The organism is Devosia sp. Leaf64, from assembly GCF_001421945.1.
Lineage (GTDB): Bacteria > Pseudomonadota > Alphaproteobacteria > Rhizobiales > Devosiaceae > Devosia.
Genome location: NZ_LMLO01000021.1, coordinates 603188 through 622162, shown reverse-complemented (window position 1 = coordinate 622162; position 18975 = coordinate 603188). Strand labels below are relative to the sequence as shown.

The following is an 18975-nucleotide window of genomic DNA, read 5'->3' as shown; positions in this document are numbered from 1 at the left end:
TCGAAAAGTCCTGCTACTTCTGATGTTTATGGCTTGTTGGAGCAATTTTGGGCTTCTACCATCGGAGCCATAGCAAGAGGACTTTCGCAAGATCATGGCCAAGCACGACGATCTCATCTCTGCCATCGGCAACACGCCCCTCATCCGTCTCAACCGGGTATCGGCGCTGACGGGATGCGATATCTGGGGCAAGGCGGAGTTCTTGAACCCGGGCCAATCGGTCAAGGATCGTGCGGCTCTCTTCATCATCCATGATCTCGTGAAATCAGGCGCCTTGAAGCCGGGTGGCACGATCGTTGAAGGCACTGCAGGCAATACGGGCATCGGCTTGACGCTGGTCGCCAATTCGCTGGGCTTCAAGTCGGTCATCGTCATTCCCGAGACGCAGAGCCAGGAAAAGAAGGACGCACTTCGGCTCTATGGCGCTCAGCTCATCGAAGTGCCGGCCAAACCCTACAAAGACCCCAACAACTACATCAAGATTTCCGGGCGCCTTGCCGAAAAGCTCAATCGCGAATTGCCGGAAGGCGCGGTCTGGGCCAATCAGTTCGACAATGTGTCCAACAAGCGGGCGCATATCGAAACGACGGGGCCCGAAATCTGGCAGCAGACCAATGGCCGAATTGATGGCTTTATCTGCGCCGTCGGGTCGGGCGGCACGCTCGCTGGCGTTGCCGAGGCGCTGCGGTCCCGTAGTGCGGACGTGAAAATTGGTCTCGCTGATCCCGAGGGGGCGGCGCTTTACGAATATTATGCCCATGGCGAACTAAAGTCGGCCGGCAATTCCATCACCGAAGGCATCGGTCAGGGGCGCATTACTGCCAATCTCGAAGGGCTCAAGATCGACCATCCGTATCAGATTTCGGATGCAGAGGCCCTGCCCTATATTTTCGACTTGATGCAGCACGAGGGGCTTTGCCTCGGCGGCTCCAGCGCCATCAACATCGCCGGCGCAGTGCGCATGGCTCGGGACCTTGGGCCGGGCAAGACGATCGTCACAATCCTTTGCGACTACGGCAATCGTTATGCGAGCAAGATATTCAATCCCGAATTCCTGGCATCGAAAAGCCTGCCAGTGCCGCCATGGCTGGTCGATCAGTCGCCGATCGACATTTCAGATGTGGTGGTGACGGAGCCGGTATGAGCAGAACGAGCGGGGCCACATGCAGTGGCCCCGGTATATTTAGTTCGCCAGACGAAAATCGAGATTGATCGGACCGGGTAGGAATTTGGTCTGCCTTTCGGTCATCGGCACGGTGTCGTCCACGACCTCGAGCGAGAATTTACGCGCCCAACACCTTCCGGTGCCCCTGAGGAAAAAACCGAAATGTATACTGGCGGCCTCTTCGGGCACATCGAAGACGATATCGCGCAGTGTCCAATCGCTTGTCCCGCGAATTGCGCCTTCGGCGTCAGGCCGCATCTGTAGATTGTCAAACCGTAGATTGCGCGCATTGTTGCCATCGATCCGCATCCAAATGGTACCGCCATCGACGGCGTCTTCGGTACGCAGTTCACCCGTAAAGCGGATGCGTTGCCCGATATAGGGCTTGGCACTGGCGCTCTGCATCATGGTGGCGTAGTCGTCAGCAGTCAGCCGACCATATTCGGGGAGATTTTCGATGAGCGCAGCGCCTGTTTTCCGGTCTAGACCAAGGCGATAAAACCGCGGCGAGCCACCAGCGCGCATCCACCCCTCAGGCATGAAGAGTTCGCTTTCGGCAATGGAATCGATCTTGGCGCTTAGAATGTTCCAATTCGCCAAATTGTATTGTTTTGCGACCATCTCAAGACAGTCGCTATGGGTTAGATACACTTCGCGCTCAGCCAAGGCTTGCCGCAGCAATTTGGCCATGAGTTTTGCATCCATGAACGTGTGCATGGTCTGATCCTCTCGGCGGGCGTCTACATAGTCAGTGCTCGCATTGCTGACGGTCTGCCCGCACAAATGGGTCAAACCAAAAGCGTCTTCGTGCATTCACCTTCCCTCAGCGGGGCGAGCGGCTGGCTGCACGAGCCCAGGATGATGGTAGCCCTTCGGCTCCCAGTGTCAACTTGGGATTGTCCCCCGGGCGCCTGCTGATAGATTGCGCTATCTCCTGTCGGAAAGGACAGCCGTGTTCGGCATCGACGATATCCTCAAAGCACTCATCGCGGACCTGCATATTCTGGCCGCGATCATGGGCGCGATCTACCTCCTCGCTTTCATCTGCGCTGTACGGGAAATTCTCAATTCCCGCACATCCCAAGGCTCTATCGCCTGGCTTCTCTCTCTGGCGCTGCTGCCCTTCCCCACCGCCTTCCTCTACATGATCTTCGGGTGGAAGTTTTTTGACGACTATGCCACCGACAGGATCAAGAATGGCCGCGCCGATCGCCCGCTGCGCGCCAAGGATCTGGCGCTAATCGACCGGGAAACGGACGCCAAATGGCCCGTTCAGGTGCAAGTTTCCGAGCTGCCATTCTTGAGAGGCAACGATGTCGAGCTGCTGATCGACGGCAAGGCCACCTTCGATTCCATCTTTGCCGGGATCGATGCCGCCGAGCATTATCTGCTGGTGCAATTTTATATCATTCGCGACGACAAGCTTGGTCAGCAGCTTGCCGAGCGGCTGATCGCCAAGGCGAAAGCGGGCGTCGAAGTCCGGCTTCTTTATGATGATATCGGCAGCACCGGCATGCCCAAGCGGTTTCGGACGCAGATGCGCGATGCTGGCGTTAAGGTTGCCGGCTTCAACCAACGGCACAAGTTTCTGCGCTTCTATGGTCCGACGCGGATCAACTATCGCAATCATCGCAAGATCGTCGTGGCCGATGGCAAGCATGCCTGGGTCGGTGGACACAATGTCGGCGTCGAATATCTCGGCGAGGACCCGAAGTTTGGCCGTTGGCGCGATACCCATGTGCGGGTCTCGGGACCCGCGGCGCTGGGGTGCGCCCTGCTGTTCCGCGAAGATTGGGAATGGGCGACCGGCGAGCGCCTGCCTGCCGCGCCGCCGAAGGAAGTCGACACCCCCGGCGATCAATCGGTGTTGGTCATGGGGAGCGGCCCGGCTGACCAATTGGAAGAATGCGCCATCGCTTATGTGGACCTGATCGGGCGCGCGCGGGAGCGGCTGTGGATCGTCAGCCCCTATTTCGTGCCCGATACCGATATCCGGACGGCGCTATTTGCAGCTCGGTTGCGCGGTGTCGATGTTCGGATCATGCTGCCGGACAATCCCGACCACATCATGGTTTGGCTTGCCAGCATTGCGCATGCCGACGCCATGGTGGAGCACGATATCTCGGTCTATCGCTATACCGACGGGTTTTTGCACCAGAAGGTTGTGGTGATGGACAACGAGATAACGACCGTCGGCAGCGTGAATTTCGATAACCGGTCCTTTGCCATTAATTTCGAGATCACTCTCTGGTTCACCGATCCGCAGGCTCTGGCAGCGGTCGACGCCATGTTGGCTGAGGATTTCAAATTGTGCCGGCAGGTGAGCCTTGCCGAAGTTTCCAGCCGATCAAAGCCACTCTATTTTGCGACCCAGGCCGCAAAACTCCTCTCGCCGCTGCTTTAGGACGACCCATGACCAGTCTGCTTTTTCGCGATGACGCCTATCTGCGCTCCACTTCGGCGAAGGTCATTGACGTCTTGCCGGATGGCGCAATTTTGCTCGACCAGACCGTATTCTACGCGACATCAGGCGGCCAGCCGGGAGACAGTGGTGCGCTGATCGCCAGTGATGGCAAACGCATTGTCATCGCCACGGCAATACATCCTGAGGGCGACAAAACCCGGATCGTGCATGTGCCGGCGGAGGGACAACCGACGCTTAGCGTTGGTGATGTGGTGACGGCCGAAATCGACTGGGATCGGCGCTATCGGTTGATGCGCATGCATACAGCGCTGCATCTGCTCTCGGTGGCCATTCCGCTGCCGGTGACGAGCGGGTCGATCGGCGAAGACAAGGGACGGCTTGATTTCGACATGCCGGAATCGCCCGAGGATGTCGCGGCAATAGAGGCAGCGGTCAACGCCATGGTCGAGGCAGACTATCCGGTGACATCGGAGTGGATTTCTGATGACGAAATGCTGGCGCGGCCGGATCTAATCAAGACCATGAAGGTGAAGCCACCCATGGGTCAGGGCCGCGTGCGGTTGGTGCAGATCGGGGATATCGACCTGCAGCCCTGTGGCGGGACGCATGTGGCGCGGACCAGCGAAATTGGACGTCTGACGATCGGCAAGATCGAAAAGAAGGGCAAGCAGAACCGGCGGATCCACCTGCACTTCGCCTAAGACGGTCGAGCGCTAACGGATCGGCGGCGCGTAGAGCAAGCCGCCGTTGCTCCAGAGGGCATTTTGGCCACGCAGCATCGCGGCGCCCGTCTGTGGACCGAAATTCTTGTCGTATATTTCGGCGTAATTGCCTTCTGCGCGGATCGCATCGCTCATGAAACTGGATTTGAGACCAAGCGCAGAACCGTAATCGCCTTCGACACCCAATAGGCGCCGGACATCGGCCGACCGTGACGCGAGGAGGGAGTCGACATTCAAGCGCGTTACGCCGACTTCTTCGGCCGTGATCAACGCGAAAATGGTCCAGCGGACGATTTCGAACCATTGATCGTCGCCGCCAGGCACTACGGGACCGAGAACTTCCTTAGAAATTCGTTCGGGTAGAATGCGATGCTGTGATGGATCGGTGAGTTCGCGGCGGATGGCCTGCAACTGACGGCCCGATGCGGAGATGACGTCGCACATATTGGCGCGATAGGCGACGATCAGATCGGCGATATCTTCGTAGATAACGTCTGTGTAGCTGGTCTGATTGGTGAAGAAAAATTCTTCGAGCGCCTGGACCGCGCTGCCATTGTCGACCACGCAGACCGTGACATTGTTGAGCTCATAGGCAGAAACAATGCTCATCGACTGGGGGACGAGAAACCCTTGGCCATCGAAGAAGCTCGGCGTGACGTAACGGGCGCCGTAGCGAAGGTCCCTGCCCGCGCTCCAGGCGCCATTACGCATCAGCACATCGACTGCGCCAGTCTGCAGCGGAGCGAAACGCGCTTCGCCGCGGAAGGCACGGAATTCAATGAGATCGGGATTGTTGAAGACCGCCGCAGCCAGCGCGCGGCAGAGATCGACGTCGAAGCCCGACCATCGTCCATCTGCGTCCTGCTGGGCAAAGCCGGCTAATGGATTGCTCGAGCCACAGACGAGAAAGCCACGCTCACGAATGGTTTCAAGCGTGTTGGCTTGCGCGGAAACGACGCCGCCCAAAAAGGCAACGGCCAGCGCGAGCACCAATGGCTTTATGCAGCGATTGAACATGCCGACCTTCTCTTGGAACTGCGGCATTGTGGCATTGCATATCCACGGGTCAAGTCACCGAGAGGGAGTGACCCGTGGATATCGCATGTGAAAGCACATTGCGATCCGCGATAGCCAAGCGCGCAGCCGCCGTTCCTAGTGCAAGATCTGGCTCAGGAAGAGCTTGGTGCGCTCATGCTGCGGGTTCGAGAAGAACGCTTCTGGCTCGTTCTGCTCTATGATCTGTCCCTGATCCATAAAAATGACGCGATTGGCCACCTGACGAGCAAAGCCCATTTCGTGGGTCACGCAGATCATGGTCATGCCGTCTTCGGCCAGGCTGATCATGACTTCGAGCACTTCCTTGACCATTTCCGGATCGAGCGCCGACGTTGGTTCGTCGAACAGCATGATCTTGGGCTGCATGCAGAGCGAGCGGGCAATCGCGACGCGCTGCTGCTGGCCGCCGGAGAGCTGGCCCGGAAACTTATTGGCTTGCTCGGGAATCTTGACGCGCTCAAGGTAATGCATGGCCGTCGCCTCGGCTTCCGCCTTGGGCGTCCCGCGCACCCAGATGGGGGCGAGGGTCAGGTTCTGCAGGATGGTCAAGTGCGGGAAAAGATTGAAGTGCTGGAACACCATGCCCACTTCGCGGCGCACTTCGTCAATGCGCTTGAGATCGGCCGTCAGCTCCGTGCCATTGACGATGATCTGCCCTTCCTGGTGCTCTTCGAGCCGGTTGATGCAGCGGATAAGAGTCGACTTACCGGAGCCTGAAGGTCCGGCAATGACGATGCGTTCGCCCTTCATAACCCGCAGGTTGATGTCACGCAGAACGTGGAAGTCGCCATACCACTTGTGCATGTTGATCACGTCGATGGCGACGTCGGTCTTGGAGACCTGCATGTGGCTGGTGTCGATCTGACGATCAACGGTCGTTTCGGAAACCTGAGACATGAAGCTACCTCTTGTAGCCAGTGTTGAGACGTCGCTCCATGTAGATGGAGTAGCGAGACATGCCGAAGCAGAACACCCAGAAGACCATGGCGGCGAAGATGTAGCCGGTCGTCGCGGTATTGCCCGATTGCCATTCGAGGGCGGTATCGTTCTTGGTCTTCACCGCTTCAAGAAGGTCCTTCATGCCCACGATGTAGACGAGGGACGTGTCCTTGAAGAGCGCGATGAAGTTGTTCACGATGCCAGGAATGACGTGCTTGAGCGCCTGGGGCAGGATGATGAACCACATCCGTTTCCAGTAGCCGAGCCCGAGGGCGGAAGCGGCTTCATACTGACCACGCGGAATGGCCTGCAGACCGCCGCGGACCACTTCGGCAACATAGGCCGAGGTGAAGAGCGTCACACCCACGATAGCGCGCAGAAATTTGTCGACCGTCATGCCCTGGGGCATGAAGAGCGGCAACATGATGGACGCCATGAACAGGATGGTGATCAGCGGAACAGCGCGGATGAGCTCGATAAAGCCCACGCACACCGTCTTAATGATCGGCATCGATGACTGCCGGCCAAGGGCGAGGATAACGCCCAGCGGAAAGGACAGGGTGATACCAATCACAGAGAGGATCAGCGTCACCAGGAGCCCGCCCCACTTCTCCGTTGGGATTTCCCGCAGCCCAAAGACACCGCCTGCGAGGAGGAAGTAGCTCACGATTGGGTAGACCGCGAGGAAAAGCACCGCGTTCGTCTTCTTGAAGGGGGCCTTGGGGATCAGGAGCGGCACGAGAAGCAGCGCGCCCAGAGCAAAGACGATGTTCGGACGCCATTGCTCGGGGATGTCATAGAAGCCGTAGATGAAGAACTCCATCTCGGAGGAGATGTAAGCCCAGCATGCGCCGGCGTTTTCCATACGACATTGCTCGACGGTGCCTTTTGGACCGACGGCATTGCCGAAAAAGAAGCCGTAGAGTGGCGGTACGATCCAGGCGAGGAAAAGCAAGCCGAGAATGGTGAGAACTGTATCGAGCGGGGTCGAAAACAGGTTTTTTTGCGCCCAGGCGATGGCACCTGTGGTGCGCACCGGAGCCGGGCGGGCCTCTACAAGGTCAGAGCGGACGAATCCAATATCTGTCATCAGATCCTCCTACCGCTCGACCAGCTTCACGCGGGCGTTGTACCAATTCATCAGCGCCGAGGTGAGGAGGGAGAACGTGAGATAAACGAGCATAACCATGGCGATACATTCGATCGCCCGGCCAGTTTGGTTGAGGGAGGTGCCACCAAATACGTTGAACAGCTCCTGGTAGCCGATGGCGGCACCCAAGGAGGAGTTCTTGGTGAGATTGAGATATTGGCTCGTCAGCGGCGGGACGATAACCCGCATGGCCTGCGGGATCACGATGAGCCGCAGCCGATCATTATCCTTGAGCCCTAGCGATTGGGCAGCTTCGGTCTGGCCATGGTTGACTGCCTGGATGCCACCACGGACCGTTTCGGCAATGAAGGCCGCGGTGTAGATCGTCAGGCCCAGGAGTAGCGCGGCGAATTCCGGTGGAATTTGCAATCCGCCCTTGAAGTTGAACCGCTCGAGGACCGGCAGTTCGAACGCGATGCTGGCGCCTGAGACCACAAAGACGATCGTCGGGATGACGATCAGAATAGCCAGCCCGACGAGAAAAACCGGGAAGCGCTGTCCCGTGGCTTCCAGGCGACGCTTGGCCCAAATGCGGAGGGCGATGACCGCCGCTATCGCGAGGGCAATACCGATCCAGGTAAAGCCGAACTGCTCATCCGGGATGGGTCGCGGCACCATGATGCCGCGCTGATTGATGAAGGCATCAAACGGCAGGGCGATCGAATTGCGCACCGCGGGCATCGCCTTGAGGACGGCGAAATACCAGAAAAACAGCTGCAGCAGCAGCGGGATGTTCCGTATCACCTCGATATAGATCGTGGCGAGGCTCGAAATGATGAAGTTGCCGCTAAGCCTTGCGATGCCGAGCGTAAAGCCGAGCATGGTTGCGAGGATGATGCCGATGAAGGCAACGAGCAGCGTATTGAGAATGCCGACGAGGAAGGCTTCCCAATAGAAGGATGCTCGGGACCAGGGCAGCAGAGAGAAACTGATGTCGAAACCGGCTGTCTTCCAGAGGAAGTCGAAGCCTGTCGTCTTGTTTTGAGCCGCGAGATTGGCGGCCGTGTTTTTCACGATCCAGAAAATGAAGCCGACCAAAACGGCGGCCACGATGAACTGGTAGATATACCCTCTGATCTTCGGGTCATTGTAAAAGCTGACGCGGGGGGCAGCGTCGTGCCCCAAGTCGCGAGTGGTCATGGATGCTGTCCCTTGGCCGCAGAAAGCCGCAAGGCGTCCATGGAGACGCCATAAGCGACAGAACAAACGATGCCGGCGCCCCAGAAGGGCGCCGGAACCAAAAGTTCAGATTAGCGGATCGGCGGAGCGTACTGGATGCCGCCGTCTTTCCAGAGGGCATTCAGGCCGCGCTCAAGACCAATCGGGGTGCTTGGGCCGACGTTGCGATCATAGGTTTCAGCATAGTTACCGACCAACTTGACGATCTGGTAGGCCCAATCCTTGGTGATGCCGAGCGGCGTGCCGAAATCGCCTTCAACACCGAGGAGACGCTTGATCGCCGGATTGTCGGAACCGAGCATTTCGTCGACATTGGCGGAGGTTACGCCAAGTTCTTCAGCTTCGAGCAGAGCGAAATAGGTCCAGCGAGCGAGATTGAACCACTGGGAATCGCCGGAGCGAACCACGGGGCCAAGCGGCTCCTTCGAGATGATTTCGGGCAGGATGATGTGGTCATCCGGATTGGCGAATTTGGACCGCTCGGCGGCAAGAGCCGAAGAGTCCGTGGTGTAGACGTCGCAACGGCCGTCTTCGTAGGCCTTCACCACTTCGTCCTGATCAACGAACACGACGGTGTTGAATTCCATCTTGTTGGCAGCGAAGTAGTCGGCAGCGTTGAGTTCGGTGGTGGTGCCGGACTCGATGCAGATAGCAGCGCCGCTCAGGTCGAGAGCGGATGCGATGCCGTCTTCCTTGCGGACCATGAAGCCCTGGCCGTCATAGAACATGGTGCCGACGAAGCTGATGCCCAGCTGGGTATCGCGGCTCATGGTCCAGGTCGTGGTGCGCGACAGCACGTCGACTTCGCCGGAGGAGAGCGCCGTGAAGCGTTCCTGGCTGGTCAGCGAGGTGTAGCGGACAGCATCGGCATCGTTGAAGATCGCAGCGGCCATGGCGCGGCAGAAGTCGACTTCGATACCGGTCCAGACATTGTTGGAATCGGGAGCGGAAAAGCCCGGCACACCGCCGGTTACGCCGCACTGGACATAGCCCTTGGCCTTCACGTCATCCAAAATAGCGGCCTGTGCGGAGACCGCCGTGAGACTCAGCATCGCTGATGCTGCAAGCGTTACGAGCTGCTTTTGCATATTATTGCCCTTTGTTTCCTGACCCTCGTGTCCCGGAGTTTCTTTACCCAATTTGCCTTGGGCGCCCCCGGCGGCACCACCGCCTTTGTGTCGCGGTTACGATGCTGTTAAGCATGCAAGCCTCTCTGGACGATAACGTCAAGGGTAGAAGCTGTTTTGGGACAGCAATTCTGTCTCTAATTTAGCCAGACGACGAATTTGATCCGATTTTGAGCACAGTGCCCGCATGAGCGACAGCAGACCTTCAAACAGTTCTTTCGAAACGATCGTGACGCATACCGGGCGCGACCCAGATAGCCAGTTTGGCTTCGTCAACACGCCGGTCTATCGCGGGTCGACGGTGCTTTTCAAAACCCTGGCGGACCTCGACGCCCAGCAACAGCGCTATCTCTACGGCCGCGCCGGCAATCCCACGACCGAGGGTGTCGAGGCGGTGGTAACTGCGCTCGAAGGCGCCTATCGCACCAAGCTCGTGCCATCGGGCCTTGCGGCAATCACCATCGCGATGCTCGCTTGCTTGAAAACCGGTGATGAAATTCTCATCACCGACAGTGCCTACGAGCCAGGCCGAAAATTTGCCGACGGGTTCCTTGAGCATATGGGAATCACGGCGCGATATTATGATCCGCGTATTGGCGCTGGCATTGCAGAGCTGATGGGGCCGAACACTAAGGCGGTTCTGGCTGAAAGCCCCGGGTCTTTGACCTTTGAGGTCCAGGACATTCCAGCGATCGCGCAAGCGGCGCACGCGCATGGCGCGCGGTTGATCGTCGACAATAGCTGGGCAAGCCCGCTGTATCACCAGCCTCTCGCGCTCGGCGCCGATATCGTCATTCATGCCGGGACGAAGATGTTTGTCGGTCATTCGGACGCGTTCGCCGGCACTATATCGACCACAGAAGCCGCCTGGGCCGATGTGGAGCGGGTCAGAACGCTCCTTGGCTTCTTTACCTCGGGCGATGATGCTTATCTGGTGTCGCGCGGCTTGAAGACGCTGGCGATCCGTATGGCGGAGCATCAGAAACGCGCGATCGAGATTGCCGCCTGGCTGGAGGAGCAGCCTGAAGTCAGCGCCGTGATCCACCCTGCCCTGCCAAGCCATCCCGATCACGCGCTTTGGAAGCGGGATTTTACGGGGGCAGGCAGCCTTTTCGCCATGGTTCTGAAGCCGGCGCCGCGAGCTGCGATCGCAGCCTTTGTCGACCATCTCGAAATCTTCTCGATGGGCTATTCATGGGGCGGCTATGAAAGCCTCTGCCTGCCTTCGAAAATCGACAAGGCACGCTCGGCAAAGCCATGGTCGGATCCGGGCAATCTTTTCCGCGTCCACATTGGCTTTGAGGCCATCGATGACCTCAAGGCAGACCTTGCGGCAGCGCTCGCTCGCTACGCCAAGGCCCGCTGAACAAGCCGCCTGAGGGCCGGAACGCCCTGGAAACGAATGCGCCCATCGGGAGCGGCTCGGAACAGCCACTTCCGCTGAGCAAAATAATTGCGGACCGCATACGTGCCGATGCAGCCGACCGCAAAGCCGGCGAGGACGTCGGTTGGGTAATGATCGCCCACGACGACGCGGGAAACACCCGTCACCACGGCAATGATCAGAACCAGACGGAAAAAGCGGGGGGCGAGAAAGCCGACGACGATGGCGGTAGCCATGGCTGTCGTCGAGTGGCCGGAGGGAAAGCTCTGGAAAGTCCAGTCATTGAAAATGTGCTGAAAATCGAAAGCGCCGAATTCATCGTAAACCGCGGGGCGGCCGCGGCCGAAAAGGCGCTTGAGGAGATTCGTCAGGAGGCCTGTGCCGCCGACAGCGGCGAAGATGAAGCCGGAAAGCAGCGCGAGCTCGAACGTGGCGAGGCGCCAGGGCGATATGCGGCGCACCAAGCGGTAGCCGATGAAACTTATAAGGAAAATCAAGCCGCTGGGAATCAGCACCCAATCGGACAATCCGAAATGAGTGACGAACTGGAACGGCGCGCGCCATTCTCCATCCCAGGCAATAGCGCTGCGCGAGAGCGAAACGTCGAAAAACAGCAGCACAAAAAGCATCAGAATGAAGACGCCCAGATAGTCGGGCCAGGTCTTGCGATTGAGGCCCAAGGGCCAGCGTTTGCTCAGGTCACTCATGGCGGCCTTTTTGTTCGGAGGATTTCCCCACGTCAATAGCGTGGATAACGCATCCATCGCTTGCCCTTTGTCGGCGAACGCGCTAACGGAATGGCGCGACGTCGGAGTGTAGCTCAGCCTGGTAGAGCACCGGTTTTGGGAACCGGGGGTCCAAAGTTCGAATCTTTGTACTCCGACCATTCGCGCATCGTGTTGAGGATACTGCATGACAGCCCGTATCTACCGCCCTTCCCGCAATGCCATGCAGTCGGGCAGGGGTAAGTCGAAGCAGTGGATCCTGGTGCACGAGCCCGCCCAGGCGCGCAAGATCGAGCCGCTGATGGGCTATACTAGCAGCTCCGATATGCAGCAGCAGATCAAGCTTTCCTTCTCGACGCTCGAAGAAGCTGAAGCCTATGCGCAGCGCAACGGCATCGAATATTCGGTGCAGCCCGCTCATGACGCAACGCCGAAGCGCGTGAGCTATCCTGACAATTTCCGCTCGGACCGGAAAACGCCCTGGACGCACTGAGCCAAGCTCTCCAATAGATTCCATGAAGCGCCGCAATCCATTGTGGCGCTTTTGTTTTATACTCGCGCTAATAATTTCGCGCTGCTATTGTTTAAGCGGTCACAGACAAACAAGAGCGGCGCATGTTTCCCCTCCTTCCTAGCGTAACTCTGGCAGCTATTCTTTTAACTTCTACTGGTGTTGCGGCGGCGCCCGCGTTGTGGAAGATTAGCGACGAAAACAGCTCGATTTGGATATTCGGTTCCATCCATGCACTGCCAACGGGCACTGACTGGCGAACAAAAAAATTCGACAGTTTATTTGAAGCTGCGGACAGAATCTATTTCGAAACCGATGTCAGCGCAGATGCGCTACCGAATACGTTTGTCTTGGCCATGACAAATGGCTTTGCAAATGACGGTCGCCTTTTGAGCGAACGCGTTGACGCTGAGGTTATGGCAGACCTGCGCTCATTGGCCGAACAGTATAGGCTTCCGATACCGACGCTGTTGGCTATGCGGCCATGGATGGCAGCTAATACTCTCGGGACTGCTGCGACAGAAGAGGCCGGATTCGTTCGAGAAAATGGTGTCGAAATGACGCTATTGCGCGAAATACCGCGCGAGCGGTGGAGTTTTTTAGAAACTATAGAGCAACAGATCAACGTTGTTGCCGGAGGCAGCGAAGCAGAACAGTTGAAAATGCTAACGGCAACACTTAGTGAAATTCCGACGCTAGGGTTGAAGATGGATAAGATGCTTGCCTCCTGGCTCGAGGGATCAGCAGACCAACTGGCGAGCCTCTTTCTGCCCGATGTTGAAGCCTATAGCGAAGCGTTTGTGGACAGAATGATCATTCAGCGAAATCGAAACTGGACTGTCCAAATTAAGTCCATGCTCGCAAGTGACGAAAATGCATTCTTAGTGGTCGGCGCTGGGCACATGGTGGGTGAGGACAGCGTCATCACCATGCTCGAGAACGCCGGGTTTAGCAGCGAACGCGTGCAATAGGGCCGCCCGGTTTAGCGGACGGCCCGAGGAATTTAGACCTCGGAGAGACGGGTCCAGCGACTGTCGTTCTGGGTGGATTTCACCGAAGCCGTGATGAACTGCATGCCTTCGACGCCATCGGCGAGCGAGGGCAAGAGATCTTCGTAAGCTGCGCCATCGCCACGGATAACGGCCGCGAACTGGCTATAGAGCGTGGCGAAGGCTTCCAGATACCCTTCAGGATGACCCGAGGGGATGCGGACATTCATCGAGGCTGCAGGCGGCAGCGAGATGGAACCGCCGCGCGTGAGCAACTGCTTGGGTTTGCCGAATTCGGTAAACCACATGTAGTTCGGATTGTCCTGGCGCCATTCGATGCCGCCCTTGTCACCATAAACGCGGAGCTGAAGGCCGTTTTCACAGCCGACGGCGACCTGGCTGGCCCAGAGCATGCCTTTTGCCCCTCCCTCAAAGCGCAGCATGATGTGCACATTATCATCAAGCTGACGACCGGGGACAAATGCAGTCAAGTCCGCTGAAACAGCTTCGGTTTTGAGGCCAGTGACAAAGCGGGCGAGGTTATAGGCGTGGGTGCCGATATCGCCGATGGCGCCGCCAGCGCCGGAGCGGGCGGGGTCGGTGCGCCAGGAGGCCTGCTTGTTGTCGTCGGTCGTGGCTTCGGTCAACCAATCCTGCGGGTACTCAGCCTGCACAACGCGGATCTTGCCGAGGGCGCCAGATGCGATGAGTTCGCGGGCCTGACGGATCAGAGGATAGCCGGTGTAGTTATGCGTCAGCAGGAATTTCGCGCCGTTTTTCGGCTTAATTTCCAAGAGCTTACGGGCATCTTCGATTGTGGCCGTGATCGGCTTGTCGCAAATGACGTGAATGCCGGCTTCAAGGAATGCCTTGGCGGGGCCGAAGTGCATGTGGTTGGGCGTGACGATCGAAACCGCCTCGATGCCGTCCGGGCGGGCGGCTTCGGCGCGGGCCATTTCTTCGTAAGAGGTGTAGATGCGATCTTCGGCAAGGCCGAGGTTTTTGCCGGATTCCCTGGCGACTTCGGGGCGCGAGGAGAGTGCGCCGGCGACCAGATCATAATCGCCATCGAGGCGGGCAGCGATGCGGTGGACGTAGCCGATGAAGGCTCCGGTGCCGCCGCCGACCATGCCGAGGCGGATACGTTTTGCGCCGTTTTCAGCCATTTTTCGTGTCTCTTCTGTTAGCAACAGGTTAACATTGAGGCGCCGCTAACGCGAATAGGTTAGCGGCGCGTGGTTTGGCTTAGCTCAGGCCCAGCATCTTGCGGTTTGCAGCCTTATCGGTGCCGCCCGAAGCGAAATCATCGAAGGCGTGTTCGGTGACGCGGATGATGTAGCTCTTGATGAGCTCGGCGCCTTCGCGCGCACCATCTTCGGGGTGCTTGATGGCGCATTCCCATTCGAGGACTGCCCAGCCCTGGAAATCGTTGGCGGCCATCTTGGCAAAGATCGCGGGGAAATCGACCTGGCCATCGCCGATCGAGCGGAAGCGCCCTGCCCGGTCGATCCAAGACTGGAAGCCGCCATAAACGCCCTGACGACCGGTCGGGTTAAACTCGGCGTCCTTTACGTGGAAGGCCTTGATGCGATCCTTGTAGATGTCGATGTAGTCGAGATAATCGAGCTGCTGCAGCACGAAGTGGCTCGGATCATAGAGCAGATTGGCACGCGGGTGGTTCTTCACGCGGTCGAGGAACATCTCGTAGGAAATGCCGTCGTGCAGGTCTTCGCCGGGGTGGATTTCATAGCAGACGTCAACGCCGGCATCGTCGAAGGCGTTGAGGATCGGAGTCCAGCGGCGGGCGAGTTCGTCGAAGGCTTCTTCGACGAGACCGGCGGGACGCTGCGGCCAGGGATAGATATAGGGCCAAGCGAGCGAGCCGGAGAACGTCGCGTGCGCGTTAAGCCCGAGGTTCTTCGAGGCCTTGGCGGCGTTGAGCATGGTCTTGACGGCCCATTCCTGACGGGCCTTCGGGTTGCCATGGACCGAGGCCGGCGCGAAGCCGTCGAAGGCTGCGTCATAGGCGGGGTGAACGGCGACGAGCTGGCCCTGGAGGTGGGTCGAGAGTTCGGTGATCTCGAGGCCGTGGCTGTTTACGGTGCCCTTGATCTCGTCGGCATAGGTCTTGGATTCAGCGGCCTTTTCGAGATCGATGAAGCTTGAGACCCAGGTCGGGATCTGGACGCCCTTGTAGCCGAGGTCGGCGGCCCATTTGCAGATATTGTCGAGCGTATCGAAAGGGGCCTTATCGCCAGCGAACTGGGCGAGAAAGATTGCCGGGCCCTTGATGGTGGTGGCCATGAAGTCTCTCCTCTTGTGGCCCCTTATTGTGCATCAACGGGGCTCGTTAGACGCTGCGGCAGCGGTTGCCGCATGAAATGCGGGCGGCGATTGCTCGCCGCCCTGACATGTTAGTTTGCAGTTTTGACCGGCATGTGGCGCCTGTCAATGAGGTACGCACATCAAGCCTTGAGCAGAGCCCGGGCTTCTTCGATGCCGAGGGCGCGGGGGCGTTCGCAGGTGGTTTGGAGGGTGAGGACCTGGCCGGTTTCGCCGGCCTTGAGGAGGCCTGTCATCACTTCAACCACATGGAGCGCGACGTCGAGGCCGCAGCGGGCGGTCTGGCCGGTCTCGTGCGAGATCATCATGTCGGCAAGGCCGGCACAGCGATAGTTGGCGCGCGGGATGGCCTTGTCGAGTTCCTGGTTCGGCTTGCCGAAAGGGTGATCCCAGGGCGCGACCGGGGTCCGCGTTCCGTCGATGCTGGCCGTGACCAGATCGCCGCCGAAGAAGTTCGGATCGGGCACGAAGATCGAACCTTCGGTGCCGTAGAGCTCGATATTGTGGTGGCCGTGAGCCGCCACGTCCCAGCTGGCGCCGATGGTGACGATAGCGCCGTTGTGGAACTCGAGCACGCCGTGGATCGTGGTCGGGGTACCGACCTTGACGAAGGTGCCCTTATAGGGGCCCTCGGCTGTGACTTCGCGCTCGGTGCGGGCCATGTTGGTGAAGGCGGAGAGGCGCTTCACGGGGCCGAGCAGATGGACGAGGTCGGTGATGTAGTATGGGCCGAGATCGAGGATCGGGCCGCCGCCGGGCTGGAAGAAGAAGTCCGGGTTCGGGTGCCAATGTTCCATGCCACGGCTCATGACGTGGGTGGTGCCGCTCATGATCTTGCCGAGCTTGCCACTGTCGATGATCTCGCGGGCCTGCTGATGCGCGCCACCGAGGAAGGTATCGGGGGCCGAACCAACCTTGAGACCGCGTTCGTCGGCAGCCTTCTTGAGGGCGAGGCCCTCTTCGACGCTGAGAACGAAGGGCTTTTCGGAATAGGCGTGCTTGCCGGCCGAGATGATGTCCGAAGACACCTTGTAGTGGGTCGCCGGGATCGTAAGGTTCACGATCACGTCGATTTCGCTGTTCTTCAGCAGCTCATCGGGCGTCTGGGCGGCGACGCCGAATTCATCGGCGCGCTTCTTGGCGGCTTCCGGGAGAATGTCAGCGACGGCACGCACTTCGAGGCCGTTAAAGAGCGGCGCAAGGCGCAGATAGGCGGCAGAGATGTTGCCGGCACCCATGATGCCGACGCCAAAGGTCTTTGCCATTTTAGACTCCGTAGCTCTTCAGGGCGGCAGCAGCATTGCGGGCGAAGCGGATGGCATCGCTTGGCTTGTCATGCTCGGCAACGAAGTAGCGCGCCTTGGTCTTGGCCTTGATCTGGTTGATGTAGTTCGGCCAATCAAGCGTGCCGGTGCCGACGTCGGCCCAGCCATCTTCGTCGGTCTTTTCGCCGGCTGGCGCGATGTCCTTGACGTGGACCGCAGTGATGCGGCTACCAAGCTTGTCGATCCAGAACAGTGGATCTTCATTGGCGCGGATGACCCAGGCGAGATCCATTTCCCACTGGGTGTCCGGGGAGGCATCGAGGATCAGTTCCATCGGGGTCTTGCCATTGGCGTCCTTGGCGAATTCCCAATGGTGGTTATGGTAGCCAAAGCCCTTGCCGGCAGCCTTGAAGGCGGCGGCAATCTTGGCGAGACCGTCGGCGAATTCGGCCCAATTGCCGGTGCCGTCCCGATAGGCTTCGGACGGGGGCGCGGGGCAATAAACCGTCTCGATGCCGACCTGATCGACGATCTTGAGCGCAGCATCGGTGTCTTCGAGCTGGCCATAGCCCATGTGTGCCGTCGGCATGGTGAGGCCGGCGTTTTTGAGGCTCTGCGCGAGAGCGGCAGGATCGGCAAACTGGCCGCCCCAACCTTCGACCTGGGTATAGCCAAGGCCGGCGAGGGTCTTGAGGGTTTCGTCCAGCGACGCTTCGTTGCGTGCGCTATAGAGCTGGTAGGAGAAGTCCATTATCGGCCTCGTCTTTTCGGTTGGATGCGGCTCCGCATGTCGATGGGGTACTCCCCGAAGCGGGTGCCTGTCGCACCGCTTCGTCAGATGCAGTGCCGCAAAAGTAAGGTGAGGATCGGGCAGACCCGAAGTGGCGCCCCGAAGGGCGCCACGAAAGCTTAGAGCCGGCTTTCCGACTGCGCGTCGAAGAGCGAACCGCGGGCGATGTCGAAACCGACAGTGACCTTATCGCCGGCATGGAGCGGAATATCGCTCGAGCAGCGGAAGGTGACCGGGATGCCGGCGACCTTCGTCCAGGCAAGGGTTTCCGAACCCATGGGCTCGACGATTTCGATTTCGGCCTGGGTCTGGAACGGCATGCCTTGGGCGGCATCGCCCAGAAGAATGTGTTCGGGACGCACGCCGAGAACGGCCTTGGTGGCAGCGCCACGCTGGGCAGCGAAATCATAGGCGCCGACCGGGATCTTGGTGCCATCGTCAGCGGTGAAGGTCGCACCATCGAGCGAGCCGTTGATGAAATTCATCGAGGGCGAGCCGATGAAGCCGGCGACGTAGAGATTGACCGGCTTGTTGTAGATGGTGTGCGGATCAGCCAACTGCTGGATGACGCCATTTTTCATGATGGCGATGCGATCGGCGAGCGTCAGAGCCTCGATCTGGTCGTGGGTCACGTAGATCATGGTGTTCTTCAAGCGCGCATGGAGGCGCTTGATTTCGACGCGCAGATCGCTGCGGAGCTTGGCGTCGAGGTTGGACAGCGGTTCGTCGAAGAGGAACACGTCCACGTCACGCACGAGGGCGCGGCCGATGGCGACGCGCTGGCGCTGGCCGCCCGACAGGTTTGCGGGCTTGCGGCCGAGAAGCGGCTGGATCTGCAGGATTTCTGCAGCGCGCGCGACGCGGCGGGCAATCTCGTCCTTGGCCATGCCGGAGACGCGGAGGCCGAAGGAGAGGTTCCGCTCGACGGTCATCTGCGGATAGAGCGCGTAGGACTGGAACACCATGCCGATGCCGCGGTCCTTGGGCTCTTCCCAGGTGACGTTCTTGCCATTGATGAAGATCTGCCCATCGGACACATCGAGGAGACCCGCGATGCAGTTGAGCAGGGTGGACTTGCCGCAACCCGAGGGGCCCAAGAGGACGATGAACTCGCCCTGGGCAATATCGAGATTGAGGCGTTCGAGAACCTTCACATTGCCGAAATTCAGCGAGAGGTCTTTGATGGAAACGCTTGGCTGCATTTC

At 59.0% G+C, this 18975-nt stretch carries 17 protein-coding genes, 1 tRNA gene and 1 pseudogene; 7 read left to right on the top strand and 12 right to left on the bottom strand.

The features are described 5' to 3' along the window. Nucleotides 1-94 precede the first annotated feature (94 nt). Nucleotides 95-1144: a cysteine synthase A gene (locus tag ASE94_RS15915; protein WP_061906894.1), complete on the top strand. Its 1050-nt coding sequence runs from the start codon at nt 95-97 to the stop codon at nt 1142-1144. A 582-nt stretch (nt 1145-1726) separates the two neighbouring features. Here ASE94_RS15915 and ASE94_RS21525 read toward each other — a convergent pair. Further along, nucleotides 1727-1882: pseudogene (locus ASE94_RS21525) on the bottom strand (glyoxalase superfamily protein); the annotation flags it as partial. A gap of 235 nt (nt 1883-2117) precedes the next feature. Here ASE94_RS21525 and cls point away from each other — a divergent pair. Both cls and ASE94_RS15900 read left to right on the top strand, forming a co-directional pair. Further along, nucleotides 2118-3569 carry a cardiolipin synthase gene (gene cls, locus ASE94_RS15905; RefSeq protein ID WP_244484067.1) on the top strand — a complete coding sequence of 484 codons (1452 nt, stop codon included), beginning with the start codon at nt 2118-2120 and terminating at the stop codon, nt 3567-3569. 8 nt (nt 3570-3577) lie between these two features. Then, entirely contained in the window at nt 3578-4291 is a 714-nt protein-coding gene (locus tag ASE94_RS15900; RefSeq protein ID WP_062631206.1) for an alanyl-tRNA editing protein, read from the top strand. 12 nt (nt 4292-4303) lie between these two features. Here the strand turns inward: ASE94_RS15900 and ASE94_RS15895 are convergent, their stop codons facing one another. The 5 genes from ASE94_RS15895 to ASE94_RS15875 all read right to left on the bottom strand — a co-directional run bounded on the left by ASE94_RS15895 (nt 4304) and on the right by ASE94_RS15875 (nt 9724). Then, a complete protein-coding gene (locus ASE94_RS15895; RefSeq protein ID WP_062631205.1) occupies nt 4304-5356 on the bottom strand; it encodes an amino acid ABC transporter substrate-binding protein in 1053 nt (350 codons plus the stop codon). A gap of 108 nt (nt 5357-5464) precedes the next feature. Beyond that, the gene (locus tag ASE94_RS15890) at nt 5465-6265 is read right to left on the bottom strand and encodes an amino acid ABC transporter ATP-binding protein (RefSeq protein ID WP_061906898.1); all 801 of its coding nucleotides are present in this window, start codon (nt 6263-6265) and stop codon (nt 5465-5467) included. Between the two features lie 4 nt (nt 6266-6269). After that, the gene (locus tag ASE94_RS15885) at nt 6270-7397 is read right to left on the bottom strand and encodes an amino acid ABC transporter permease (RefSeq protein ID WP_062631204.1); all 1128 of its coding nucleotides are present in this window, start codon (nt 7395-7397) and stop codon (nt 6270-6272) included. Nucleotides 7398-7406: 9 nt separating this feature from the next. Beyond that, nucleotides 7407-8597: an amino acid ABC transporter permease gene (locus tag ASE94_RS15880; RefSeq protein WP_062631203.1), complete on the bottom strand. Its 1191-nt coding sequence runs from the start codon at nt 8595-8597 to the stop codon at nt 7407-7409. A gap of 110 nt (nt 8598-8707) precedes the next feature. Continuing rightward, nucleotides 8708-9724, bottom strand: coding sequence for an amino acid ABC transporter substrate-binding protein (locus tag ASE94_RS15875; RefSeq protein WP_061906901.1), 1017 nt, complete (start codon nt 9722-9724; stop codon nt 8708-8710). A gap of 226 nt (nt 9725-9950) precedes the next feature. Between ASE94_RS15875 and metC the strand changes: the two genes are divergently transcribed. Continuing rightward, a complete protein-coding gene (gene metC / locus ASE94_RS15870) occupies nt 9951-11129 on the top strand; it encodes a cystathionine beta-lyase (protein WP_062631202.1) in 1179 nt (392 codons plus the stop codon). Here metC and ASE94_RS15865 read toward each other — a convergent pair. Then, nucleotides 11111-11854: a phosphatase PAP2 family protein gene (locus ASE94_RS15865; protein WP_062631201.1), complete on the bottom strand. Its 744-nt coding sequence runs from the start codon at nt 11852-11854 to the stop codon at nt 11111-11113. The genes metC and ASE94_RS15865 overlap by 19 nt on opposite strands. Nucleotides 11855-11956: 102 nt before the next feature. On the opposite strand from ASE94_RS15865, the gene ASE94_RS15860 reads away from it, so the two are divergent. The 3 genes from ASE94_RS15860 (at nt 11957) to ASE94_RS15850 (ending at nt 13354) form a co-directional block, all read left to right on the top strand. Beyond that, nucleotides 11957-12033 (top strand) — tRNA-Pro (locus tag ASE94_RS15860). 26 nt (nt 12034-12059) lie between these two features. Next, nucleotides 12060-12365, top strand: coding sequence for an ETC complex I subunit (locus tag ASE94_RS15855; RefSeq protein ID WP_062631200.1), 306 nt, complete (start codon nt 12060-12062; stop codon nt 12363-12365). 122 nt (nt 12366-12487) lie between these two features. Continuing rightward, nucleotides 12488-13354 carry a TraB/GumN family protein gene (locus ASE94_RS15850; RefSeq protein WP_062631199.1) on the top strand — a complete coding sequence of 289 codons (867 nt, stop codon included), beginning with the start codon at nt 12488-12490 and terminating at the stop codon, nt 13352-13354. Nucleotides 13355-13386: 32 nt separating this feature from the next. Here ASE94_RS15850 and ASE94_RS15845 read toward each other — a convergent pair whose 3' ends face one another. The 5 genes from ASE94_RS15845 to ugpC all read right to left on the bottom strand — a co-directional run bounded on the left by ASE94_RS15845 (nt 13387) and on the right by ugpC (nt 18972). Continuing rightward, a complete protein-coding gene (locus ASE94_RS15845; RefSeq protein ID WP_062631198.1) occupies nt 13387-14538 on the bottom strand; it encodes a Gfo/Idh/MocA family oxidoreductase in 1152 nt (383 codons plus the stop codon). A 79-nt stretch (nt 14539-14617) separates the two neighbouring features. Further along, nucleotides 14618-15676, bottom strand: a complete 1059-nt coding sequence (locus tag ASE94_RS15840; RefSeq protein ID WP_062631197.1) for a sugar phosphate isomerase/epimerase — start codon at nt 15674-15676, stop codon at nt 14618-14620. 161 nt (nt 15677-15837) lie between these two features. Next, nucleotides 15838-16980 carry a Gfo/Idh/MocA family oxidoreductase gene (locus ASE94_RS15835; protein WP_062631196.1) on the bottom strand — a complete coding sequence of 381 codons (1143 nt, stop codon included), beginning with the start codon at nt 16978-16980 and terminating at the stop codon, nt 15838-15840. Nucleotide 16981: 1 nt separating this feature from the next. Further along, nucleotides 16982-17731: a sugar phosphate isomerase/epimerase gene (locus ASE94_RS15830; protein ID WP_062631195.1), complete on the bottom strand. Its 750-nt coding sequence runs from the start codon at nt 17729-17731 to the stop codon at nt 16982-16984. A 158-nt stretch (nt 17732-17889) separates the two neighbouring features. Continuing rightward, nucleotides 17890-18972: a sn-glycerol-3-phosphate ABC transporter ATP-binding protein UgpC gene (gene ugpC / locus ASE94_RS15825; RefSeq protein WP_061906910.1), complete on the bottom strand. Its 1083-nt coding sequence runs from the start codon at nt 18970-18972 to the stop codon at nt 17890-17892. Nucleotides 18973-18975: the final 3 nt, after the last annotated feature.